21 protein-coding genes and 1 pseudogene are annotated in these 20,585 nt (G+C 61.5%); 4 read left to right on the top strand and 18 right to left on the bottom strand.

All coding sequences use genetic code 11. The features are described from left to right. Together Q0K17_RS05790 and Q0K17_RS05785 are read right to left on the bottom strand one after the other, a co-directional pair. A partial coding sequence (locus Q0K17_RS05790; protein ID WP_294540893.1) for a helix-turn-helix transcriptional regulator occupies positions 1-99 on the bottom strand: 99 nt, incomplete at its 3' end. Positions 100-615: 516 nt separating this feature from the next. Then, positions 616-744, bottom strand: a pseudogene (locus tag Q0K17_RS05785) (helix-turn-helix transcriptional regulator); the annotation flags it as partial. Positions 745-950: 206 nt separating this feature from the next. Between Q0K17_RS05785 and Q0K17_RS05780 the strand changes: the two are divergent. After that, a complete protein-coding gene (locus tag Q0K17_RS05780) occupies positions 951-1,460 on the top strand; it encodes an adenylate kinase (protein WP_294540889.1) in 510 nt (169 codons plus the stop codon). A gap of 59 nt (positions 1,461-1,519) precedes the next feature. On the opposite strand, the gene Q0K17_RS05775 is transcribed toward Q0K17_RS05780, so the two are convergent. Continuing rightward, positions 1,520-1,723, bottom strand: coding sequence for a hypothetical protein (locus tag Q0K17_RS05775; protein ID WP_294540887.1), 204 nt, complete (start codon positions 1,721-1,723; stop codon positions 1,520-1,522). A 77-nt stretch (positions 1,724-1,800) separates the two neighbouring features. Between Q0K17_RS05775 and Q0K17_RS05770 the strand changes: the two genes are divergently transcribed. Beyond that, complete coding sequence (locus tag Q0K17_RS05770; protein ID WP_294540885.1) at positions 1,801-2,313, top strand: pyridoxamine 5'-phosphate oxidase family protein; 513 nt, start codon at positions 1,801-1,803, stop codon at positions 2,311-2,313. 3 nt (positions 2,314-2,316) lie between these two features. Here the strand turns inward: Q0K17_RS05770 and Q0K17_RS05765 are convergent, their stop codons facing one another. From Q0K17_RS05765 to Q0K17_RS05720, 10 genes are all read right to left on the bottom strand, one after another. Next, positions 2,317-3,093: a hypothetical protein gene (locus Q0K17_RS05765; protein WP_294540884.1), complete on the bottom strand. Its 777-nt coding sequence runs from the start codon at positions 3,091-3,093 to the stop codon at positions 2,317-2,319. A 157-nt stretch (positions 3,094-3,250) separates the two neighbouring features. Beyond that, positions 3,251-3,811, bottom strand: coding sequence for a flavin reductase family protein (locus tag Q0K17_RS05760; RefSeq protein WP_294540882.1), 561 nt, complete (start codon positions 3,809-3,811; stop codon positions 3,251-3,253). 104 nt (positions 3,812-3,915) lie between these two features. After that, a complete protein-coding gene (locus Q0K17_RS05755; RefSeq protein WP_294540880.1) occupies positions 3,916-5,982 on the bottom strand; it encodes a hypothetical protein in 2,067 nt (688 codons plus the stop codon). A gap of 140 nt (positions 5,983-6,122) precedes the next feature. Then, positions 6,123-8,078: an oleate hydratase gene (locus Q0K17_RS05750; protein ID WP_294540878.1), complete on the bottom strand. Its 1,956-nt coding sequence runs from the start codon at positions 8,076-8,078 to the stop codon at positions 6,123-6,125. A 152-nt stretch (positions 8,079-8,230) separates the two neighbouring features. Then, entirely contained in the window at positions 8,231-8,791 is a 561-nt protein-coding gene (locus Q0K17_RS05745; protein WP_294540876.1) for a TetR/AcrR family transcriptional regulator, read from the bottom strand. A gap of 113 nt (positions 8,792-8,904) precedes the next feature. Then, a complete protein-coding gene (gene bilS, locus Q0K17_RS05740) occupies positions 8,905-9,399 on the bottom strand; it encodes a flavodoxin family protein BilS (protein ID WP_366776742.1) in 495 nt (164 codons plus the stop codon). Further along, positions 9,399-10,517 (bottom strand): bilirubin reductase, encoded by a 1,119-nt coding sequence (gene bilR / locus Q0K17_RS05735; protein WP_294540874.1) that lies wholly within the window; start codon positions 10,515-10,517, stop codon positions 9,399-9,401. Before bilR ends, bilS begins: the two co-directional genes overlap by 1 nt. Then, entirely contained in the window at positions 10,502-10,933 is a 432-nt protein-coding gene (gene bilQ, locus Q0K17_RS05730; protein WP_294540872.1) for a bilirubin utilization transcriptional regulator BilQ, read from the bottom strand. The genes bilR and bilQ overlap by 16 nt, the downstream gene beginning before the upstream one ends. A 162-nt stretch (positions 10,934-11,095) precedes the next feature. Continuing rightward, complete coding sequence (locus Q0K17_RS05725) at positions 11,096-11,755, bottom strand: DUF6198 family protein (protein WP_294540870.1); 660 nt, start codon at positions 11,753-11,755, stop codon at positions 11,096-11,098. Then, a complete protein-coding gene (locus Q0K17_RS05720; RefSeq protein WP_294540868.1) occupies positions 11,755-12,162 on the bottom strand; it encodes a MarR family transcriptional regulator in 408 nt (135 codons plus the stop codon). Before Q0K17_RS05720 ends, Q0K17_RS05725 begins: the two co-directional genes overlap by 1 nt. Positions 12,163-12,366: 204 nt before the next feature. On the opposite strand from Q0K17_RS05720, the gene Q0K17_RS05715 reads away from it, so the two are divergent. Continuing rightward, positions 12,367-13,647 carry a GDSL-type esterase/lipase family protein gene (locus tag Q0K17_RS05715; RefSeq protein ID WP_294540866.1) on the top strand — a complete coding sequence of 427 codons (1,281 nt, stop codon included), beginning with the start codon at positions 12,367-12,369 and terminating at the stop codon, positions 13,645-13,647. 35 nt (positions 13,648-13,682) lie between these two features. Beyond that, a complete protein-coding gene (locus Q0K17_RS05710; RefSeq protein WP_294540864.1) occupies positions 13,683-14,933 on the top strand; it encodes a 5-bromo-4-chloroindolyl phosphate hydrolysis family protein in 1,251 nt (416 codons plus the stop codon). A 97-nt stretch (positions 14,934-15,030) separates the two neighbouring features. On the opposite strand, the gene Q0K17_RS05705 is transcribed toward Q0K17_RS05710, so the two are convergent. The 5 genes from Q0K17_RS05705 to Q0K17_RS05685 form a co-directional block, all read right to left on the bottom strand. Then, positions 15,031-16,242, bottom strand: a complete 1,212-nt coding sequence (locus Q0K17_RS05705) for an FprA family A-type flavoprotein (protein WP_294540862.1) — start codon at positions 16,240-16,242, stop codon at positions 15,031-15,033. A 141-nt stretch (positions 16,243-16,383) separates the two neighbouring features. Next, the gene (locus Q0K17_RS05700; protein ID WP_294540860.1) at positions 16,384-17,064 is read right to left on the bottom strand and encodes a phosphatase PAP2 family protein; all 681 of its coding nucleotides are present in this window, start codon (positions 17,062-17,064) and stop codon (positions 16,384-16,386) included. A gap of 320 nt (positions 17,065-17,384) precedes the next feature. Then, positions 17,385-18,728, bottom strand: a complete 1,344-nt coding sequence (locus Q0K17_RS05695) for a hypothetical protein (protein WP_294540858.1) — start codon at positions 18,726-18,728, stop codon at positions 17,385-17,387. After that, a complete protein-coding gene (locus Q0K17_RS05690) occupies positions 18,725-19,285 on the bottom strand; it encodes a sigma-70 family RNA polymerase sigma factor (RefSeq protein WP_294540856.1) in 561 nt (186 codons plus the stop codon). Before Q0K17_RS05690 ends, Q0K17_RS05695 begins: the two co-directional genes overlap by 4 nt. A 144-nt stretch (positions 19,286-19,429) precedes the next feature. Further along, complete coding sequence (locus Q0K17_RS05685) at positions 19,430-20,371, bottom strand: magnesium transporter CorA family protein (RefSeq protein WP_294540854.1); 942 nt, start codon at positions 20,369-20,371, stop codon at positions 19,430-19,432. Positions 20,372-20,585 lie beyond the last annotated feature (214 nt).

Below are 20,585 nucleotides of genomic sequence, written 5' to 3'. Positions count from 1 at the left end.
AACGGATGCCCAGCTGATACCGGCCTTCGCCTGCAAATCCTTTTTCTTCATATCTCTATCTATCAGGATTTTCCATAGTTTTTTGTAACTAACTTCCATAGCATTCCCCTTGTCTTAGTTATCAAGCGCTTGAAGTGATACTTACATCAATAACAGGATACCACAAGCCCTCTCAAAGCACAAGATTGCTCTTCATGTTTACACGAATTTTCTTCTATTAATCTAGAAAAATCTAAGCAAGTATGGAGAAGCCAGAACAATCTCAAGCATACAACTGTTGTCTAACGAGAAAAGGGAGCCAATGACTACAGCCACCTATGCAAGAGCGAATCTCGGACTAGTGCAATGCCATTAACAAAACAAAGAAAACGTTCGGTTTCCCAGCCGACCGCCTGGTCCGGATGCAAGAAACCTTTGAGGATTTCAAAAATTTCAAAAAGGAAGCCCTAAGGTGGAAAAATCTTGGTTAAAAGTAAAAATCCAGCCCTGATGAGTTTCGGGGCTGGATCTTGAAAAAAGTATGATCTTTCGTCTCAGCGTAAGCGTATGATTATGAGTACAAAAGAAATATGTAAGCGTGGATTGTCCATGACAATCTCTTTAACTTTGGGAAACTCCGGTCTCCCACTTGCTCACGGCCGGGGCCGATACCCCCACCCGGGCGGCCAGCTGTTCCTGTGTCAGACCTTTGGCTTTGCGCAGGGCGGCGATGCTGCCGCCCAAAGTACGGGAAATGGGTTCCATAAGGCTGATGCCTCCCTTTCATGGTCTCAGAGCCGCGCGGTTTCTGTATCTGTATTGTACCGCGGGCCTTCCCCGCACCGCAAGCGAGGCGTGGTCAAGCAACGGGCAGGTTTTTCTAACCGGTGTTCAAGAGGGGCGGTTGACGGGGAAAACCGGCTTCCGTATAATGAAAGGAACTTCACCATGCAGCGGGGAGGAAAGGCAAGATGCAAAAGATACTGGTCATCGGCTGCCCCGGCGGGGGCAAAAGCACCTTTGCCCGGGCACTGCGGGACAAAACCGGGCTGCCGCTGGTCTATCTGGACCGGATCTGGCATAAACCGGATGGCACCCAGATTTCCCATGCCGAATTTGACACCCGGCTGGAAGAGGTCCTGTGCGGGGACCGCTGGATCATCGACGGCAACTATCTGCGCACCATGGAGCGCCGTCTGCAGGCATGTGACACGGTATTTCTGCTGGACTACCCGCTGGAAGTCTGTCTGGCCGGGGCGGCGTCCCGGGTGGGCAGGCCGCATGAGGATCTGCCCTGGGTGGAAACGACCTTTGACCCGGAGTTCCGGCGTTGGATCGAAGATTTTCCCCAAAAGCAGCTGCCGGTCATCCATGCCCTTCTGGACAAGTACCGGCAGGGGCGCACCCTGCACATTTTTCATGACCGGACCGAGGCGGATGCATGGCTGGAAAGCTGTGCCGCCGGAAACGGAGAGGTCTGATACGCAGCCCCGATCCAACAGGCCCCGGCCTTCCCTGCAGGGAAGGCCGGGGCCTGCATTCATTCTTTCTTGTCCAGTTCCTGCCGGATCAGGTCCCCGGCGATGGTGAACGCCTGGATACGGCGTCTGGCCAGGGTGATCTGGGACTTGTACCGGTCGGGGTCTTCCTTGGCTTCCAGGGTCTTGACCACCTCCCGCAGCTTGTGCAGGGGGGAGTCGATCTGGCGTTTGGCTTCGGAGAGCTGTTCAGGTGTGTACGACATGGCTGCCTCACAAAAAAAGATTGTATCTGCGTTTGAAATACGTCATAATAGAAGAAAAACAAAAGGAGGATCCCATCATGACCCATGATGAATACGCCGCGGCAGCCCGGTACTGGGATGAAAAGGATGCCGGCAATGCAAAGATGGACCCGGCGGCCCTGCGGCAGGCGGCGGAAGCGTACATTCTGGCCAACAATACCTGCGCGCTGGCCACCGGGGCGGGGACGTATGTCCGCTGCACCCCCATCGAGTACAGCTACCATGACGGCTGCTTCTGGATGTTCACCGAGGGCGGCAAAAAGTTCATCGGCCTGGAACAGAACCCGCAGGTCTGTCTGGCCATCTTTGACAAATATCAGGGGTTCGGGACCCTGCACGGCATGCAGGTCATGGGCCGTGCAGAGGTGGTGGAGCCCTTCAGTGACCGGTACAAGGCCCATGCGGCCCGCAAAAACATCCCGCTGGACTACCTGAAGCGGATGGACCCGCCCATGCACCTGTTGTGCGTACACCCGGAGCAGGTGGAGTTCCTCTCTTCCGATTTCAAGGCGCAGGGCTTTTCCAACCGGCAGCGCCTGGATCTGGCATAAGCTTCACTCTCCCCGGGTCTGACGGAGGATACAGTACACCAGCAGGAAAAAGGCCACAAAAGCGCCGCCCAGACAGGGAAAGTAGAGGTCCGCGGACAGGGTCCCCACGGCCGGATGGCTCATGACGCACAGAAGCACCAGCACGGCCAGAGCGGCCCCGCTGAGGGTGATGTAAAGGGGATTGCGGTTTTCCTGCGGTTCCCAATCCGTCTGCCAGTTCCGGCGCCGCTCCAGCTGGCGAAGAAGCTGGTCCTCCGCCTCCACCCCTTTCACCAGCAGGCAGGTCTTGCGGAAAACGGGGCCGTCCTGCACCCGCATGCGGCAGCGCAGGGCATAATGGCCGGCGGTTTCCCGGATGTTTTCCACCTGCAGGATCTCTTTGGCCAGGGCCGGCACAAAGGGGTCGGCGGCCAGTTCCCGCAGCAGGGCCTGGGTCCGCAGGGTGCCGGCGGCGTAGCGGAGAAGCGTCCGGCCGTTGTTCAGTTCCCCGGCGTTCAGGAGGAACAGGCGGTCATCGTCGGTGAGCAGAAAGACGGTGGCGTCCCGCAGACTCCTTTGCCCCAGCCGCAGTCCCAGCCAGAATCCCAGGGCCGTGATGCCTGCACAGAAAAGCAGGCCCACCGCCTGCATCGGCCACCGCAGGACCAGGGCCAGCACCGTGAGGCCCGCCGTGAGCGCCATGAGCAGAGCGGCCACGCCCAGAATACCGCCCAGGGTCCGCAGGGCATACCGGCTTTTCCGGGCCGTGTCCCCGGACATCCAGACTTGCTTTACCCTCATGGAAATCCCTGCCTTTTTATGGAGCATATGGTATCGGTGTCTTCCAGTATAGCGGAAATGCTATGGAAACGCAATACTTGTATGGCGGATATCTCTTCGCCTGTACGAAAAAAACCTCCCGGCGGGATCTGTGTCGGGAGGTTTTTGTATGGTGGGGTTACCGCAGGGCTGCGCCGTCCCGGAAGGCGTTGCCCGCCTTCTCGCCCAGCTTGCGGTAGGCGTTGTGGATGGGGTCAAAGAGGATGGGCTGCAGCTTGTCCGGGTCGATCTTGCCGGATTCGTCCAGCACCGATTCGTCGGCGCTCACGTTGACGATCTCCCCCACCAGATGGCAGGATTCGGGATCGTAGCTGACCAGACGGCACTCTACCGCCATGGGCAGTTCGTCAATGAGGGGGGCGTCCACAAAGGCGGACCGGGTGGTGTGCCAGCCGGTCTTGGCCAGCTTGTCGGGCACCGTGTTGGCCGAAGCGATGCCCACATAGTCGCAGGGGACCAGCTGGTCGGCGGTGGCCATGCTCACCGTAAAGGCCTTGCGGGCCAGGATGTTGGCGGTGGTCTTGTGGTTGGCGCCCAGACAGATGGACAGCTGGGTATCATCGCTGATGCCGCCCCAGGCCGCGTTCATGGCATCGGGGGTGCCGTCCTCCCCGTAGGTGGCAATGATGAAGACCGGCTGGGGATAGGTCCAGGGCTTGGCTCCGAAATTCTTACGCATGACAAAAACCTCCTTGGGCCGTGCCGTCCGCCCGGAGGTGGGCGTGGAGGCGCGGCGGCTCTTTCCTTTATTATACCACACCGGTGCAATGGGCCGGGAAACGCCTACATCCAGTAGATGGCCACCTCGGCGTTTTCAAAGACCGGGTGCTTGTCCGGCGGCAGACGGCCCGGCCAGCGTCTGGCCCAGACCAGACAGGTGACCCCGGCCTCCCGGCAGAGGTCTTCCCGGACATCGGCGGGGGTGGCAGGGTCGAACACGGTATCCGTGAGGGTCCGGCGGCGTCCCACCTCTTCCGGGGACACGCCCATGTTGCTCACGGCATAGGTCCAGCCCTCCATGTAGCACTGCACGCCGGAAAAAGCGGTGTACACGTTGGAGATGCCATCCTGTCCGGCGGGGTCCGGGTCGGGCAGACCGCTGGTGCGGTTGGTCAGGAACACGGTGCCGTCGGGGGCGTGGTCCCGCAGCCATTGTCCGGCCTGCTCATCCAAGGCGGTGACGGCACCGGGCGTGTACAGGCCGCCCTCCGGCATCCGGGCCAGCATGGCGGCGCCCTTCCCGCCCAGGGCCAGCACCATGCACAGGGTCGTCACAAGGCCGGCAGCCCCGGCCCCCAGGGTGAACAGGGGCGGCCGTTTGGCCCGGTGCAGGGCGGGCAGCTGCTCGGCGGCCAGAATGCTCATGCAGAGCAGGGCAAACAGGGCAAAGTAGATCTGGCTGGAACTTTCGTGGCGGAAGAGATGGTAGGCCAGGAACCCGCCCGCCGTACCCGCGTGGAGCAGCAGGTGGGCGGCGTCCAGCCGGGGCAGGTTCCGCAGGGCTTCCGGCAGGCTCCGCGCCCACAGGCAGAACTGGAAGGGACAGAAGAAAAAGGTGTTTGCCACCCCGATAAGCCCCAGCCACACATACCCCGAAACCGGCAGATGGGCGCAGAGCCAGTCGGCCAGGGGCTCCAGACGGGCGTAGGTCAGGGTATCCCGCATGGAAAAGAGGGAAAACTGCATGCTGGTGTTGGCTCCGGCGGCGTACAGCGTGCGGTATACCAGGGCAAACACCCCGGCCAGCAGGGCGGCAAAGACCACCGCGGGCAGGAACCGGGCCCTGCGGAACAGCAGCACAAAGACCATGGCGGCACCGCAGGCGCACAAGGCCAGGGCAGCCTCCGGCCCTTTGGCCACCGCGAACAGGGCAAAGGCGACAAGACACAGCCCCCACAGCCGTATGCCGCCGAACCGGGCCCGGGCCAGACGGCTGAACAACGCCAGAAAGATACAGAAAAACACCGTTGCCGATGCCTGGGCATTGATGTTGGAGGTCAGATGCCGCAGCATGGTGTTGCCGAAGAGGCTGTCCCCGGTGCGAAAGACCTTCCACAGAGACCCGCACTGAAAGCAAAGCAATACAAATGGTATAAATATAGAGTATATTACCTTTTTGTAAATAACAAGGCCCAGCCAGTACAGGGCGGCGATGGCCCCGGCCAGCCACACCGGCGGCAGAAAGAAGGCGCACAGGTCGTAACAGGACGCCCCGCTGACCAGGGACAGGGCGGCGGTCAGCAGCTCGGTGAGGTAATGGTAGGAGAACCGCACCCCCGCAAACCGGATATCCTGGGCGGGAAAAGCCTTGCAGAAAGCCTCGGCGTTGCCCACGTTCCACAAAAGGTCCCGGTCCAGGGGCACGGCACCGGCGGTGGTGGGGTGGGGATTCACGGCGCTGAAGCTCAGGGCCGAAACCAGGCAGAGCCCCGCCCACAGCAAGAGCAGGGCATGGCAGGGCAACGCCGGGAGAACCCGCTCCCGGCGCCGGATGCCGCCCTTGCGCCAGAGCAGCACGCCCCACAGGGCGGGCGGACCCAAGTGCAGAAGCAGGGGCTGGTGCAGGACCATGGTCCCCAGGTAGCAGACCAGCAGCAGGCAGCAACCGCAGAGCAGGGCGCACAGGGGGCGCAGCCCGGGCACATCCGGGGCCAGCCGCTCGGCCAGCAGCCGACCGGGCAGCAGCAGATACAGGACCAGACACAGATACGCCCGGGCTCCGGCCCACAGGTCGGCACCGCACAAAGCGTATACCAGGGCACAGGCGCCCAGGCAGACCGGTACCGGCACAAAGCGGAGCAGGGCCGACGGGCGGCAGGGAACAGACACAGATACAGCGGGGCAGGACATAGGGCAGACACTCTCCTTTTCCCCTCATCCTACCAGGAGCGTCTTTCCGTTTCCTTTAGAATGGTCCCCGGATGCAAAAAAACGCCCCCGGGAGCGCAGCTCCGCGGGGACGTCAAAGGGAAGAACCGTATGGCAGCAGGTTACAGCATGCCGTCTTTCAGCACATGGTGATCACGGAGAAGTTTCTCCACCACCGTGCCCTGCACGGCTTTCAGCAGGGGTTTCTTCAGCAGGTTCAGGGGACCGGGCAGCTCGATCTCCAAAGGAGACTTGCCGTCCATCAGGCGGACGGAGCTTTCCAGCAGCTCCCGCACGTCATACACGCTGCCCCACACTTCGGGCACGCCACGGTCCACGCCCAGCAGGCCGTAGACCGCCTCCATGGCGGTGCGCACCGAGTATTCGGTGGTGAAAACGGTGTCCCGGGGGGTCTCGGCAAACTGACCCAGGAAGGCAAAGTTCACGCAGCCGTCGGGGATGACGTCGGGGCGGTCCCCCTTGGCCCGGGGCATGAAGAAGGCGGTGATATAAGGCATCATGGTGGGCACGCAGACGGCGCTGTGCTCTGCCAGTTCGGGAATGTCCGCCTCCGGCACGCCCAGATGGTACAGCCACTCCTCGGTGATCTCCCGGCCGGTGCAGTCCTTCATGGGTTTCTTCACATAGTCGCCGGGAACATCGGTGAACAGGCCATACACCCAGATGCAGACCTTTTCCGGGTCCTGCTCCTTGAACTGGCCCTGCCGGTTGATGGTCCAGCTGAGCAGCCAGGCGGAGTCCTTGCAGCTGACGATGCCGCCGGTGACCACCCGGCCGCTGCGGGGGTCCCGCTGGCAGATGTTGGTGATATAGGGGATGATCTTTTCGTCCAGGGTGGTGATGGTGGCGGACTCCCAGTTGGTCTTGGACACATCGGAGCAGAACTTCTCCGGATGGCCGAAGGCCGGGTCCTGTCTGGCGATGTTCTTCCACAGGTTCCAGCATCCGCTGGTGCGCACCTCGGCGTCCCCGTTGGGGGCGTGGTCCTGGTCGCCGTAGATGGTGCCCTCGGTGCAGCTGCCGTTGGTCACAAAGACCAGGTCGTTCTCGGTGAGGACGATGCCCTTTTCCGCCCCGTTGACCTTGCACTCGATGGCGGTGGCCACCTTGCGGCCGTCGTGGATGTCAAAGAGGACGTTGGTGACCTCGGTGCCGAACTGGAAATCCACCCCGGCATCCTCCAGGTACTTCTGCATGGGAAGGATCAGGGATTCATACTGGTTGTACCGGGTGAACTTCAGGGCGCTGAAATCCGGCAGCCCCGCAATGTGGTGGATGAACCGCTGGAAATAGAGCTTCATCTCCAGGGCGCTGTGCCAGTTTTCAAAGGCGAACATGGTGCGCCAGTACAGCCAGAAGGTGGAGTTGAACACCTCATCGTCGAACACGTCCTCGATGGTCTTGTCGTACAGGTCCTCGTCGGGGGTCATGAAGAGCTTGACGATCTCCATGCAGGCTTTCTGGCTCAGGTCAAACCGGCCGTCGGTGTGGGCGTCCCTGCCCCGGCGCTCGGTGGCGCGGCAGAGGGAATAGTTGGGGTCGTGCTTGTTCAGCCAGTAGAATTCGTCCAGCACCGAAGCCCCCGGTTTTTCCAGGGAGGGGATGCTGCGGAACAGATCCCACAGACATTCAAAGTGGTTTTCCATCTCCCGGCCGCCCCGCATGATGTACCCGCGGGTGGGGTCGTGGATGCCGTCGCAGGCGCCGCCCGCCACGTCCATGGCTTCCAGGATGTGGATGTGGGAACCGGGCATCTGGCCGTCCCGCACCAGGAAGCAGGCCGCCGCCAAAGACGCCAGACCGCTGCCCACCAGATAGGCGTGCTTGTCCTCCACCCCGGCGGGCTTTTCCGGGCGGGCAAAGGCCTCATAGTTGCCGCTGGAATAGTAGATGCCCTTGCTGTTCTTTTTGTGCATGCCCAGCTCGGTGTTGCGGTAGTCAGAAACCGGTGCCGCCGCCTTTTTGCCTGTGGTGTGTTTGCGGGCCAGGGCCACCGCCGCTCCCGCACCGGCCAGACCGGCCGCCGCTGCCGTCAGTTTTACAAAATTGCTTGCCATAGTCAAAACCGCCTTTCATAATAGGGAACCGCAGATGCGGTGATTGATTCGGAATGTGGCTATAGCTTACCCCAAAACCAAAGGGTGTACCATTGACAAAACCCGCCCGATGATCAGTTTTTCATCATCGGGCGGGTTTTGTACAAAAGGATTCAGCGGGCGGCGGCGAAGTTGCGGATGGAATTGTCGATGTTGCCCTGCATGGTCAGACCCATGCAGGCGGCGATCTGGTGGTAGTCGTCATGCATGCCCTGCTTGATCCAGTCCAGCATGATGCCCACAAAGCTGTACTTGTAAAAATCGGCGATGAAGGTCTTGTCCGCTTCGGTGATGGCGGCGCTCCGGCTTTTTTCGTCCACCACCCCCCGGATGAGCCCGTAGGTCAGCTTGTACAGGAACCGCTCCATCTGTTCCCGGCTGATGCAGCGGCAGGCGTTGAGCACAAAGGGCTTGTTTTCCAGCACCGCCTCAAAGATCTGCAGCAGCCCTTCCTGCCAGGTATCGCAGGTCTTTTTGCCCTGCAGCGCCCGGGTGGCGTCCTCCACGCAGACCCATTCGATGAGGTCGTAGATGTCCTTGAAGTGGTAGTAAAAGGCCATGCGGCTGATGCCGCAGTCGTCGGTGATGTCGCGGATGGTGATCTTGGCCAGGGGCTTTTTCAGCATCATCCGTTTCAGGGATGCTTCCAGCGCCTGTTTGGTGGTGTTTGCCATGGGAATCCCTCCTGGAGATAATCGGATACCACAGTATACCGCATAAATATGACAAATCCGTGGCCAAAACAAAAAATGCCCGGGGCACAGGCTCCGGGCGGGGGGTTATGCGGTCACAGGGTCCCCTGCACATCGGCACACAGCCGGGTCAGGTCGTCGGCATCGGGATGGGCCAGGGCCTGGTCAAAATTGTCCAGCATGGCCTGACGGCGGGGGCTTTCGGGCATGGATTCGTACCGGCGGCGGACAGCCTCGGGCATTCTGCCCTGGCACATGTACCGTCCGGCCACCTGCACCCCGGCGGGCAGATTGGCCGCCGCGGCGTTCAGGATCTTGTCAAAATAGACAGGGGAGCCGCCGAACCCGGCGGTGCCGAAGAGGTAGACCTCCTTGCCGGCGGGCACGCTCTGCAAAAAGGCGGCCACGGCCTCGTCGCAGGTGCCCTTGTCGGTCCAGAAGCCCACATACACCCGGTCGGCGGCCAGGGCTTCGGGGGCGGGGGCGCCGAAATAGAGGCAGTCTCCGGCGGGCAGGGCGCTGTGCAGGGCGTCGGCCAGCTGGCGGGTGTTGCCGGTGCGGCTGCTGTAAACGATGGCGTATTTCATCATCAGGACTTCCTTTCTTCCTTGTGTTCGTAGATGCAGTGGACGCCGCGGTGGGCCATCATGCCGCCCAGGCATTCCCGGTTGCAGCGCACGCAGCGGCGGATGGTCCCGGCCTGTCCGGCGGCCACCTTGTTGGGCCAGTCGGGGTCGGCGATGAGCTGGCGGCTCATGGCGGCGCAGTCGATGCGTCCGGCGGCCAGCTGGGCTTCCACAAAATCCGGGTCGGTGAGGCCGCCCACCCCGCACACCGGGCATCGGGTCAGGGCCCGAACCTGGTCGCAGAATTTCAGGAAGCAGCCTTCCTCATGGAATTCCGGATGGCTGGCCGGGGGGATGGTGTCGCTGAGATTGCAGTGGTCGGCCAGGGTCACATGGAAGCTGGTCACCCCCGCCTGTTCCAGCAAAGGCACAAAGACGGGCAGTTCCTCCTCCGCAACGCCGGCCCGACCGTACGCCGGATGGGTCTGGCGCACGGCCAGCTTGTAGTCGATGGGCATTTCCGGCAGACGGCTGCGCACCGCCCGTACCGCTTCCACCGCGAACCGGGCCCGGTTTTCGGCGCTGCCGCCGTACTCGTCGGTGCGGTGGTTGAAGAGGGTGGAACTGAAACTGCCGCACATCCGGTCCCCGTGGACCTGAATCATGTCGAAGCCGGCCTTCTGGGCCAGCACCGCCGCCTCCCCGAAGGCCTCGGTGATCTTGCGGATCTTCTTCCGGGACATATTGGTCACCAGCGGTCCGGCGCCGTCGTTGAGCTTGGCCCGCAGTTCGTCCGCCGTGATCTTTTTGCAGAGGAACCCGGGCAGGTATTTCACCAGCGCCTTGAAGTCGGAGTCCGACTGGTGCAGCTGGGCGCAGAGCAGACAGCCCTCGCCGTGGACCAGCTCCGCGGCCTGCTTGTACAGGGCAAAGCCCTTCTTGCTGTACAGGGAGGGCCCGAACCCGTGGGGCAGCACCGGCACATCCCCCAGGATGATCATGGCGCAGCCGCCTTTGGCGATGCGCTGCAGTCGGGCCAGCCACTCCTCGGTGGGCACCCCCATGGAGGTGGGGGCGAAGATGATGCGGTTTTTCAGCCGGATGCCGCCGTAATTCACGGGGGAGGTTATCGTCTGGTACATAGTTTGGAATTCGCCTTCTTTTCCTTGACTTTTTTCAAGAGCAGCAGCAGCTGGGTCTGTTCCGCGGGGGACAGTTCCTCCAGCGCCTGCTTGTCCCAGTCAAAAAAGACCTCGTGGCAGACAGAAAAGGCGTTTTCGCCCTTCATGCTCAGGCGCAGCCGGTAGGCCCGACCTTCCTTCTCCCGGGTCAGGAAGCCGTCCTCCGCCAGTTTCAGGGTGCTGCGCTGGCCGTACCCCCAGTCCAGGCCCAGGGCCTGGGTCAGTTCCGACTGGGTGCACCCCGGGTGCCGCCCCACATACAGCAAAAGGAACATCAGCCCGTGGCTGAGCCCCAGCTCCTGCAGCCGGCGGGAGGTGTAGGCCGCAAAATCCCGGTACAAAATGGTGGAATAGTAGGACAGGGTTTCCGTCATCATTAAGGACCTCTCTTTCTTGACTTGGTCAAGTATAGTCCTGATGCTTGATGAAGTCAAGTAAAAGCTGGGAAGTTTTCAAAAGATTCACAATTGCCTGCGCACAGATACAAAAAGACCGCAGTCCTTTCCCAAAAAAGGACTGCGGTCTTGCAAAAGAGCAATTCAATCCAGCACCCGGGCGGCAAACCGGCGCATGGGGCGGTTGACCTGGCGGGCCACCAGACCCACACAGAAGGCCGCCGCCACGGTGCCTTCCCGTACGCCGTACAGCCCGCCCAGGAACACCAGGGACAGCACGCTGGCAATGACCACCAGGGTCACGTCAAAGCCGATCTTGGCGTTGCCGAAGGGCACCGGGAACACCTTGCACACGGCCAGGACCATGCCTTCGCCGGCCAGGGTGACCACGTTGGCGGTGACTTCAAAGCTCACCCCCACGCCCACCAGCAGAATGCCGATGATGCACAGCACCCACCGGGCGGGGTAGGTGCTGACGGTGATGCCCTGCAGGGCCCAGACGCTGAAGTCGGTCAGGCTGCCGAAGATCAGGGCCACCGGCAGCTGGGCCAGCTGGAAGGGATCGTACCGGCGGCGCAGCAGCAGGATCTGAAGCAGGATCAGGGTCACATGCATGGCGATGGTGGCGGTGCCCACCGTCAGGGTCACGGGCAGGGGAAGCAGGCTGAGCACATAGGGCAGGCTGGAGATGGGGGAGGTGCCCAGTCCCGCCTTGATGGAAAAGGCCACGCCGAAGGCCATGATCACCAGGCCCACCACCAGCAGGGCCCAGCGGCGCAGCAGATGTTTTTGTTTGGTTTGCATCAAAAAGACTTCCTTTCCGGTTCGGCGACGGCATCGTATACCCGCTGCAGCAGCCGCTGCAGTTCCAGGCATTCTTCCACAGAAAGCTCTGCGGCGGCGCGGGCGTCTGCCTGCTGAAAGATCCGCTGGACCTGGGCGGCCATCTGCAGGCCCCGGGGCGTCAGCGAAACATACAGTGCCCGACGGTTGCCGTCCTTCTGGACCCGACGCACCAGTCCGTCCCGCTCCATGCGCAGCAGGATGCTGCCCACGGTGGCCTGTTCGATCTCACAGTACCGGGCAATGGCTTTCTGGTTGCACTCGCCGCATTCGGCCAGACATTCCAGGACCTTGGGCTGCCCGGGAGACAGCCCGAGCGCGGCGGCGTCGGCCATGATCCGGCGGTTGAGCTGGGTGTGTGCTTTCATAAGCAGATAGTGAAGCGGTTCCATCGTGCACCTCAAATGCTAAGTATACTTATTATAACGAACCTTATTATACAACGCCCCGGTATCGCGTGCAAGAGCGGTGGGTAAAACTTTTGAGCAGGTCTGTTTTTGCAGGGGCGAGTGTGGTATAATCAATCTGGTACCAAAAAAACGGACAGGCCAAAACAGGAAAGGAGGGCGCATATGCCCAACAGGGAAGGCGGTTACGGCGGCTACAGGCAGGACCCGCGCAGCCAGACCGGCCGCAAGGTCCATTCTCCCGGAACGGGCGGGGTGCGCCGCATGGGGCGGGACAACCGGCAGGATCTCTACCATCCGCCCTATACCCCCCGGGAGGGCGGCAATGATGTGCGTCCGGCCCGGTATGACCCCGATGGCCTGGAAGAAGATTGGGTCCGCGCGGAAGACTACACCCCGCCGCGGGCACCGGAACCGGATGGCCCCCAGCCTCCCCGCCGCCGGAGCGATGCGGCCCGCCAGCAGGCGGCCCGTCAGCGCCGCCGCCAGCAGCGGCGTCTGCTGTTCCTGGCAACGGTGGTGGGCATTCTGGTGGTATCCGGTGTGGTGACCCTGGTCCTGCCGGAAAGCGTGACCACGCCCCCTTCCCAGGTCTCCAGCCCGGAGACCGCCCTGGCCGACAGGCTGGTGGCGCCCCTGCCTTACGGCGGCGGGGACGGCAGCAGCACCACCACGGCCCAGGCCGTGAACTGGGGCAGCGTGGGACCGGTGAAGCAGACCGATTCCTATACCTACACCGCCCTGCCCGCCGCACCGGATTCGGTGCCGGAATTCGGCCGTGTGACCACCGAATGGTTCTCCGACGCGGCATTCCTGGGCGATTCTCTGACCGTGGGCTATGTGGATTACGACATTGACCTGGACGGGGCCCGCATCCTGGCTTATGAGGGTGCCTCTCCCAACAACTTCGTCAACCGCACCACCATGAAGAACGCCAACGATGAGGAAGAGATCCCCTATGACCTGCTGGCAGCCGACCCGCCCGCCAAGCTCTATGTGCTGGTGGGCACCAATGCCCTGGCCAGCGGCACGGCGGACGACTCCTTCCTGAACTACTACGGCCGGATGCTGGATGACCTGAAGAGCCTCCTGCCGAACACCAAAATCTTTGTGCAGTCGGTACTGCCGGTCCGTCCCGAGGTGCTGGAGACCTCTCCGGGCATGGCCACCGACCACCTGAACACCATCAACGCTGCCATCCGGGATATGTGCGCCGAAAAGGGCTGCTATTACCTGGATCTGGCCTCCGCCTTCACCGACTCGGAGGGCGCCCTGATGGAGGAATATGCCCAGCCGGACGGCATCCACCTGACCGTGTCCGGCTATACGAACTGGGTCTCCTATCTGTGCACCCATGTGCCCTATGACAAGGATAATCCCTACCAGGCGGGCAGCACATATTACCTGGATGATTCCATCAGGCAGCTGCTCACCGATCTGCCCTGACAGCGGACCAATTTGCGGAAAGAAGGAATCCTACCATGCCCTCTCCCTATCATGACGATCAGGACAAACGCCGGCCCGTGAGCCCGCCGGTGTATTCCCGGCACCGTCCGCCCCAGCGCCAGCAGTACCGCCGGGGTGACGCCCCGTTCCAGATCCCCATCTGGGTGGTGATCCTCACCTTCTGCTTCGGGATGTGGCCGGTGTCCGTCGTGCTGCTGATCCTCAACTACCTGCTGCGCACCGGCCAGATCAGCTCGGATGCCTTCCGCTCCCGGCAGCGGTATGCACCCACCAACAGCATCTATGCCCAACCGGCAAAGGCGCCGGCAAAACCGGCCCCCGCCGCCAAGGCCGCCCCGCCCAAGCAGGGGGACGGCGGCGCCAACGTGCTGGCCATTGTGGGCATCGTGGTGGCGGCCATCGGCCTGCTGGCCACGGTCAGCGGCCTGCATGACATGATCTTCTATGGCGGCTGGGAGTACTGGGATCTGTATATTGAGGATGTGGTGGCCGGGTCCCTGCCCCTGTTTGCGGGCATCGGCATGTGCATCGGTGCCAATATCATGCGCACCGGACGCCGTATCCGCCGCAAGATCGACAAGATCGTGGGCGATGCGGACCACATGTACATCAAGGAAATCGCCGACGCCCTGCCCTGCAGTTATGACAAATGCCGCCGGTATCTGGAAGACTGCATCGACAAGGGTGTGTTCGGGGATGATGCCTATCTGGACATGCGCACCCGCTGCCTCATTGTGCGGGGCGATGCGCCCAAACCCGAGCCCGCCCCCAAACCGGCAGCCCCCCAGGCACCGGCGGCGCCCCAGAGCGAATATGACAAGACCCTGGCCCGCCTGCGGGAACTGAATGACGCCATCCCCGATGAGGAGATGAGCGAGCGGATCGCCCGGTTGGAAGCCGTCACCGCCAAGATCTTTGCCCAGGCGGAGTCCGACCCGGACAAGCTGCCCCAGATGCGCAAATTCCTGGACTATTACCTGCCCACCTCCCTCAAACTCCTGGAAGCCTATGCCGAGATGGATGCCCAGGGGATCGAAGGGGAGAACATCACCGAATCCAAGCGACGGATCGAGCAGACCATGGGCACCCTGGTCACTGCTTTTGAAAACCAGCTGGACAAGCTGTTCCAGTCCGATGCGCTGGATCTCTCGGCGGACATTGATGTGATGGAAAAGATGCTGCAGGCCGACGGTCTGGCGGGGGACAATGACCCCTTTGACCTCAGGACGCCCAAAACGCCCGAAAGTCCCAAGATCCAGCTGTGAGCCCTGCCTGAATCCGCATAAGAACCAAGAAAAGCCCCGCCCCGGACAATGCCGGGACGGGGCTTTTGTGGTATTTCAGGGATTCAGCCGGCGGCCATCAGCCGTTGACGGCCTGGGCCACAGCGTCGGCCAGGGCGGCCACATCGGCCTCCTGGGCGGCGTTCAGGGCGCCGCGCACGGTGAGCTTGGCTTCCAGCACGGTGCAGTTCTTCAGGGCTTCCAGCTTGGCGGTCATCAGACGGGCGGACATGGGAGCCCAGCTGCCGTTCTCAATGAGAGCGAAGGTGCGGTTCTGCAGGCCCAGGGACTGCAGGTCGTCCAGCAGGGCGGCCACCGGGGGATACAGGCCGCCGTTGTAGGTGGGGCTGGCCAGCACGATGGTGGAAGCGCGCCAGCATTCGCTCACGGCCTCGCTTACATCGGCCACGGACAGGTCCATCACCTTCACGTTGGCCACGCCGCGGGCGCCGATCTGAGCGGCCACGGCCTCGGCGGCGGAAGCGGTGTTGCCGTACAGGCTGCCGTACAGCACCACAACGCCCTTGTCCTCGGCTTCCCAGCGGCTCCACAGGTCATACTTGCCCAGGAACCAGGCCAGATCCTTGCGCCAGATGGGACCATGCAGCGGGGCAATGGTCTGGATGGGCAGGGCGCCGGCCTTCTTCAGCACGTTCTGCACCTGCACGCCGTACTTGCCCACAATGTTGGCGTAGTAGCGGCGGGCGTCGTCCAGCCAGTCGCGCTCAAAGTTCACTTCGTCGGCAAACAGGCTGCCGCCCAGGGCGCCGAAGGTGCCGAAAGCGTCGGCGCTGAACAGGGTGCCGGTGGCGGTATCAAAGGCCATCATGACTTCCGGCCAGTGGACCATGGGGGCCATGACAAAGCTCAGGCTGTGCTTGCCCAGCTCCAGGGTGTCGCCCTCCTTCACCAGCAGGGCGCCCTCGATGGCGGCGGCATCACCGGGGAAGAAAGCCTTCAGCATGGGCACGGTCTTGGCGTTGCAGACGATCTGCACACCGGGCCAGCGCAGCAGCACCGCCTCGATCATGGCGGCATGGTCAGGCTCCATGTGATCGATGACCAGGTAGTCCAGACCGCGGCCGTTCAGCGCAGCGGCCACGTTCTCCAGGAACTGGGCACCCACCGACACATCGGCGGTATCCATCAGAGCGGTCTTCTCGTCCAGAATGACGTAAGAGTTGTAGGAAACGCCGCGGGGAATGGGGAACAGGTTCTCGAACTTGGCCAGACGACGGTCGCTGGCGCCCACGTAAACGATATCCGGGGCAATGGTCTGAATGTTGTACATGATCTATACCTCCCTGAAATGTTTGGACTTCAGCTGATTGACAAGGTTTGGGCTCTACCCCTCAGTATAGCAAAAACAACCGGGAAAAAATAGTGGCTGCGGCAACAAAAAAGGCCGGACAACCAGTCCGGCGGGGAAAAATCAGACACGTTCCAACATCTTGCGCAGGCGGTCGCTGTGGGGGGCATACCACCAGGCGGTCAGGCCGTCGGCCATGCGGTCCAGTAAGAGTGCCAGCAGGATGCCGCCCATCACGTCCATGGCCGAGTGCTGTTTCAGCAGCATGGTGGAAGCCACAATGGCCGCTGCCAGCAGATGGGAGGCGGCCCCGCCCCACAGCCGCACAGCGATGCGGTCCCGGCGCAGACGGCGCTGCCAGGCCAGGTCCAGGGTCACGGCGTTGAGCACATGGATGGAAGGGAAGACGTTGGTGGGGGTGTCGGTATGGTACAGCTCCCGCACCGCCCGGGCAAACACGTCGGTGCCGGGAATATGGGCCGGACGCAGATACACCCCGTTGGGTACCACGGCACAGAAGAGCAGTGCCAGGGTCATGCCGGTGAACAGGGGCAGGCACAGCCGCCAGAAATCCCACCGCGGGCCCCGCCACAAAAGAAAGAACAGGGTGGCGGGGATCCAGGCAAACCAGGCATAATAGGGGATAATGGCATATTTGCAGAACGGGATCAGGTCATCCAGGGTGCAATGCAGCACAAGGTCCGGCACCTGGACCGACTTTTCCAGCAAAAAGAAGAACGCAAGATAAAATACCAGATATCCGGCCATGAAATAGACCGGATGATTTCTGCACCAGCTGCGCATAAGCAAGCTCCTTCTGTACACATCGGGACCATCCCGATGATAGACCACATTATACTTCGCTCTACGGGGGAAAACAAGCGCGAAACCAGACAACTTTTGGGGACGGCGATTGTAGACTTTTGGAGGGTTTGAACATAAAACCGGTGCAATAACGCACTTTTTTACAATTTGTACCCGTAAGGAAAACACAGGGCCGCGGCGTTTCGGCGCGCTTATCTATAACTACGACCCGTCCCGGAAACTTTTGGCAGACAAAAGGTGAAAAAGTTGTAAACAAAAAAGCCCGCGGCAACATCGGTGCCGCGGGGAAAAACGGTGCGTTACTGCGCGTCGGCCAGGGCCTCCAGGTCCTGCAGACGCACAGCGGGAACCAGGTACTCCCGGTAGACATGCAGAAAGGGGTCGGCTTCATCGGTGCCTTCGTCGGCAATATAGCTCCAGTAGGGCAGATACCAGGCGCCGACGCGGTGGTTGGTGTATACCAGACGCACACTGTCCAAATATTCCAGCACAGAGCTGCCGTCCAGGGTGCCCACATCGGTGAGGAAGATGTTCTGCGCCATCAGCTCATCGGCTTCCTCCCGGGTAATGGTGGCGTATTCGCCTACAGGCTCAAGCAGATCGGGAGCACGCCAGATAACCTTGCACAGGTTGCCGTCCTCGTCCAGTTCGATTTCCACACTGCGCAGGTCCCCGGCCTCGATCCCCCGGGTGGAGGTGTCATCGGCGTCATAGAACCGGATGTGCCAGTTGTAATCTGTTCCGAAATATTCCTGACCGATGGGGTCTTTTCCGGCCAGGGCAGCAATCTCGGGCATATTGGAACGCACAATGTCGATATTTTCATAGGCGTGCAGGGGCAGAATGAGAACCATCGCCTCCCTGTCCGGCACTTCGGTGCAGACGGTGCCTTCGCAATCTACCGTTATGTGAAGTCCCTGCGGCCACTTTCCGCAGGGGGCAACGTCCAGCGTCAGCAGGCCTGCGTCGGCCCAAAGACGCAGTTCGGCGCCTTTGCTTCCGCCTTGTTCCCGCAGCGTGTCGGCCTGCGCCTCGGCCTCCTCCTGGGTCAGGCCGGTGTATACTGCGTCCTCCGCCAGGGCAGGGTCCAGCCCCAGGGCCTGCAGCATGGTTTCCAGCCGGCTGCGCATTCCCCCGGTGTCAATGGAACGGGCGGACGCCATGCTGGCATACACCGGGACCGTTTCCGGCAGGGTCCAGTCACTGTCCTTGGTGCGATCCGGAACAGCCGGACTGACACTCATTGTATAGACATCGCTGCCGGTATCCAGCAGGTCCGCCAGCTCGGCGGGGAAGGCGGACAAGGTGGCTCCCGATTCATTATATATGGCGGGGGCGTTGTTATATGTCTTGGCTTGGGCACCGCCGTCCCCGCCAGCTGCCTGACTGGGGATTGCTTCTCTGACTGCCTCCTCCGGCGCCGCGGCTGCGGCGGTATCGGGGGCGGCTCCCTTGCCGGACAACCCGCCCTGCAGCTGCCACAGCACCGTACCGACGAACAGGCACAGACAGGCCGCCGCGGGGACCGCCCGCAGCAGCACCGGCCGCCAGCTGCGCTTGGGCCGGACGGGCGGTTTGTCCGCCGCCAGCACCAGGTCCTCGTCAATGGCGCCGATGGCCTCAAACAAATCCCGGTTGGTCATACATTCACCCCCTGTGCGGTCAGTTCTTTTTTCAGCCTGCTGCGGGTCCGGTGCAAAATCACCCGCACCCGGCCTTCGGGCATGGCATACCGCGCCCCGATGTCCGCCATGGAATCGCAGTACCAGTACCGGCGGATAAAGATGCCCCGGGCAGGCTCCGGCTGTCTGCGCAGGAACGCGCTGATCATCCGGGCGGTTTCGGCGGCGTCCACTGCGTGCTCGACCCGCTCTGGTCCGGCCAGACACCCTTCCAGCTCTTCCAATAGGAGCTCGGCCTGACCGCCGCCTCGCTTTTGGGCCATGCCTTTGTCCCGGCGGTCCAGTGCCAGGTTGCGGGTGATCCGTCCTAAGTAGGGGGCCAGTCGGGCGGGACGGTTTTCCGGCATGCTGTTCCAGGCGGCCATCCAGGTATCGTTTTCCACTTCCTCGGCGTCGGAGAGGTCGCCCAGCAGGTTCAGGGCAATCTTCCGGCAGTAGGCCCCGAACTTGGCGGCGCTCTCGGTCAGGGCCTGCTCGTCCCGCGCCCAGTATAAGGCCACAATGGCGGAATCCTCCATGCCGTCACCTCCTTTTCTTTTCCTACTTATATAAAACGGAAATGGGAGACCTTTGTTACACCCTTTTATATAAAGAATAGCCGAACCGGTCACCCCGCGCAAGCCAATAAAAAAGCGGCGCAAAGGCGCCGCTGTCCGTACAGCTCACAGCATATGTTTTTTGTGCAGGAACCAGGCTGCTCCCACACAGATACCCAAAATAATGGCGCACACAACCGCAAATCCCCAGGGGGAGGCGGCAAAGGGCATGCCGGCCAGATTCACGTTCATGCCGTACAAACCGGAGACCACCGTGGGAACGGCCATGATCAGGGTGACCGAAGTCAGGTATTTCATGGCGTTGTTCAGGCGGTTGTCCAGCACGGCGCTGAACAGCTCCCGGGTACCTTTGATATCGTCGCGGTAGATGGTGGTCATCTCAATGGCCTGCCGCATCTCCACGATCACGTCATCCAGCAGCTCCATGTCATCGGGATACTGTTCCAGCCGCTTGTATCGGGTCAGACGGTCCAGCACCGTGCTGTTGGCCCGCAGACTGGTAGCAAAGTAGACCAGAGTGGATTCCAGGGCATGCAGTTCAATCAGGTCGCTGTCCCGCATGGCCCCGGACAGATTCTTTTCGATCTCCTGCCGGCGGCGGTCAATGAGACGCAGCTCCTGCTGGTACATCATGGCGGCCCGGTTCATGATCTGGTACACAAACCGCATCTTCTTGCGGGTGCTGAACTCCCGCACCCGCAAAGCGGCAAAGTCCTGCAATACCTGCGAGTCCACCGCACACACGGTGGTGATGGTCTGCTGGGTGAGCAGAATGCCCAAGGGAATGGTGGTGTACACACCCACCCCTTTGTCCGGCACCTGCACAGGTACGTCCACGATAATAACGGTATACCCGTCTTCCAGCGAAACACGGGCGGATTCTTCCGGGTCCAGAGCGGCCTGCAGGTCGGCAGGTTCGATATCCAGGGTGGCGGCCACCTGGCGGATTTCCTCCGGCGAAGGGGCGGTCAGGCTGACCCAGGTGCCTTCTGCGATTTCTCCGGTGCGCTCCAGGCGCTTGTCCACGGTCTGATAGATCTTCATCATACGTTTGCCACCACCGTTATTTGATCATACTATATTAGTATAAGGCGTCAGCACCAAAAGCGCAAGAAAAAAGAAAAAGCCTGAATTTGCGTTTTGTTGCACTGTAAAGTACAAGATATGGCTTTTCAAAATTCCTGTAAAAAAATGTCGAAAAAAGTGTTGACAAACCCCCGCATGAATGGTATTATATTTAAGCTGTCTCGCGAGGGACGGC

Source organism: uncultured Gemmiger sp. (assembly GCA_944388105.1).
Taxonomy (GTDB): Bacteria; Bacillota; Clostridia; order Oscillospirales; family Ruminococcaceae; genus Gemmiger.
The sequence above is the reverse complement of the archived record's forward strand: the minus strand, read 5'-3'. Positions and strand labels throughout refer to the sequence as shown.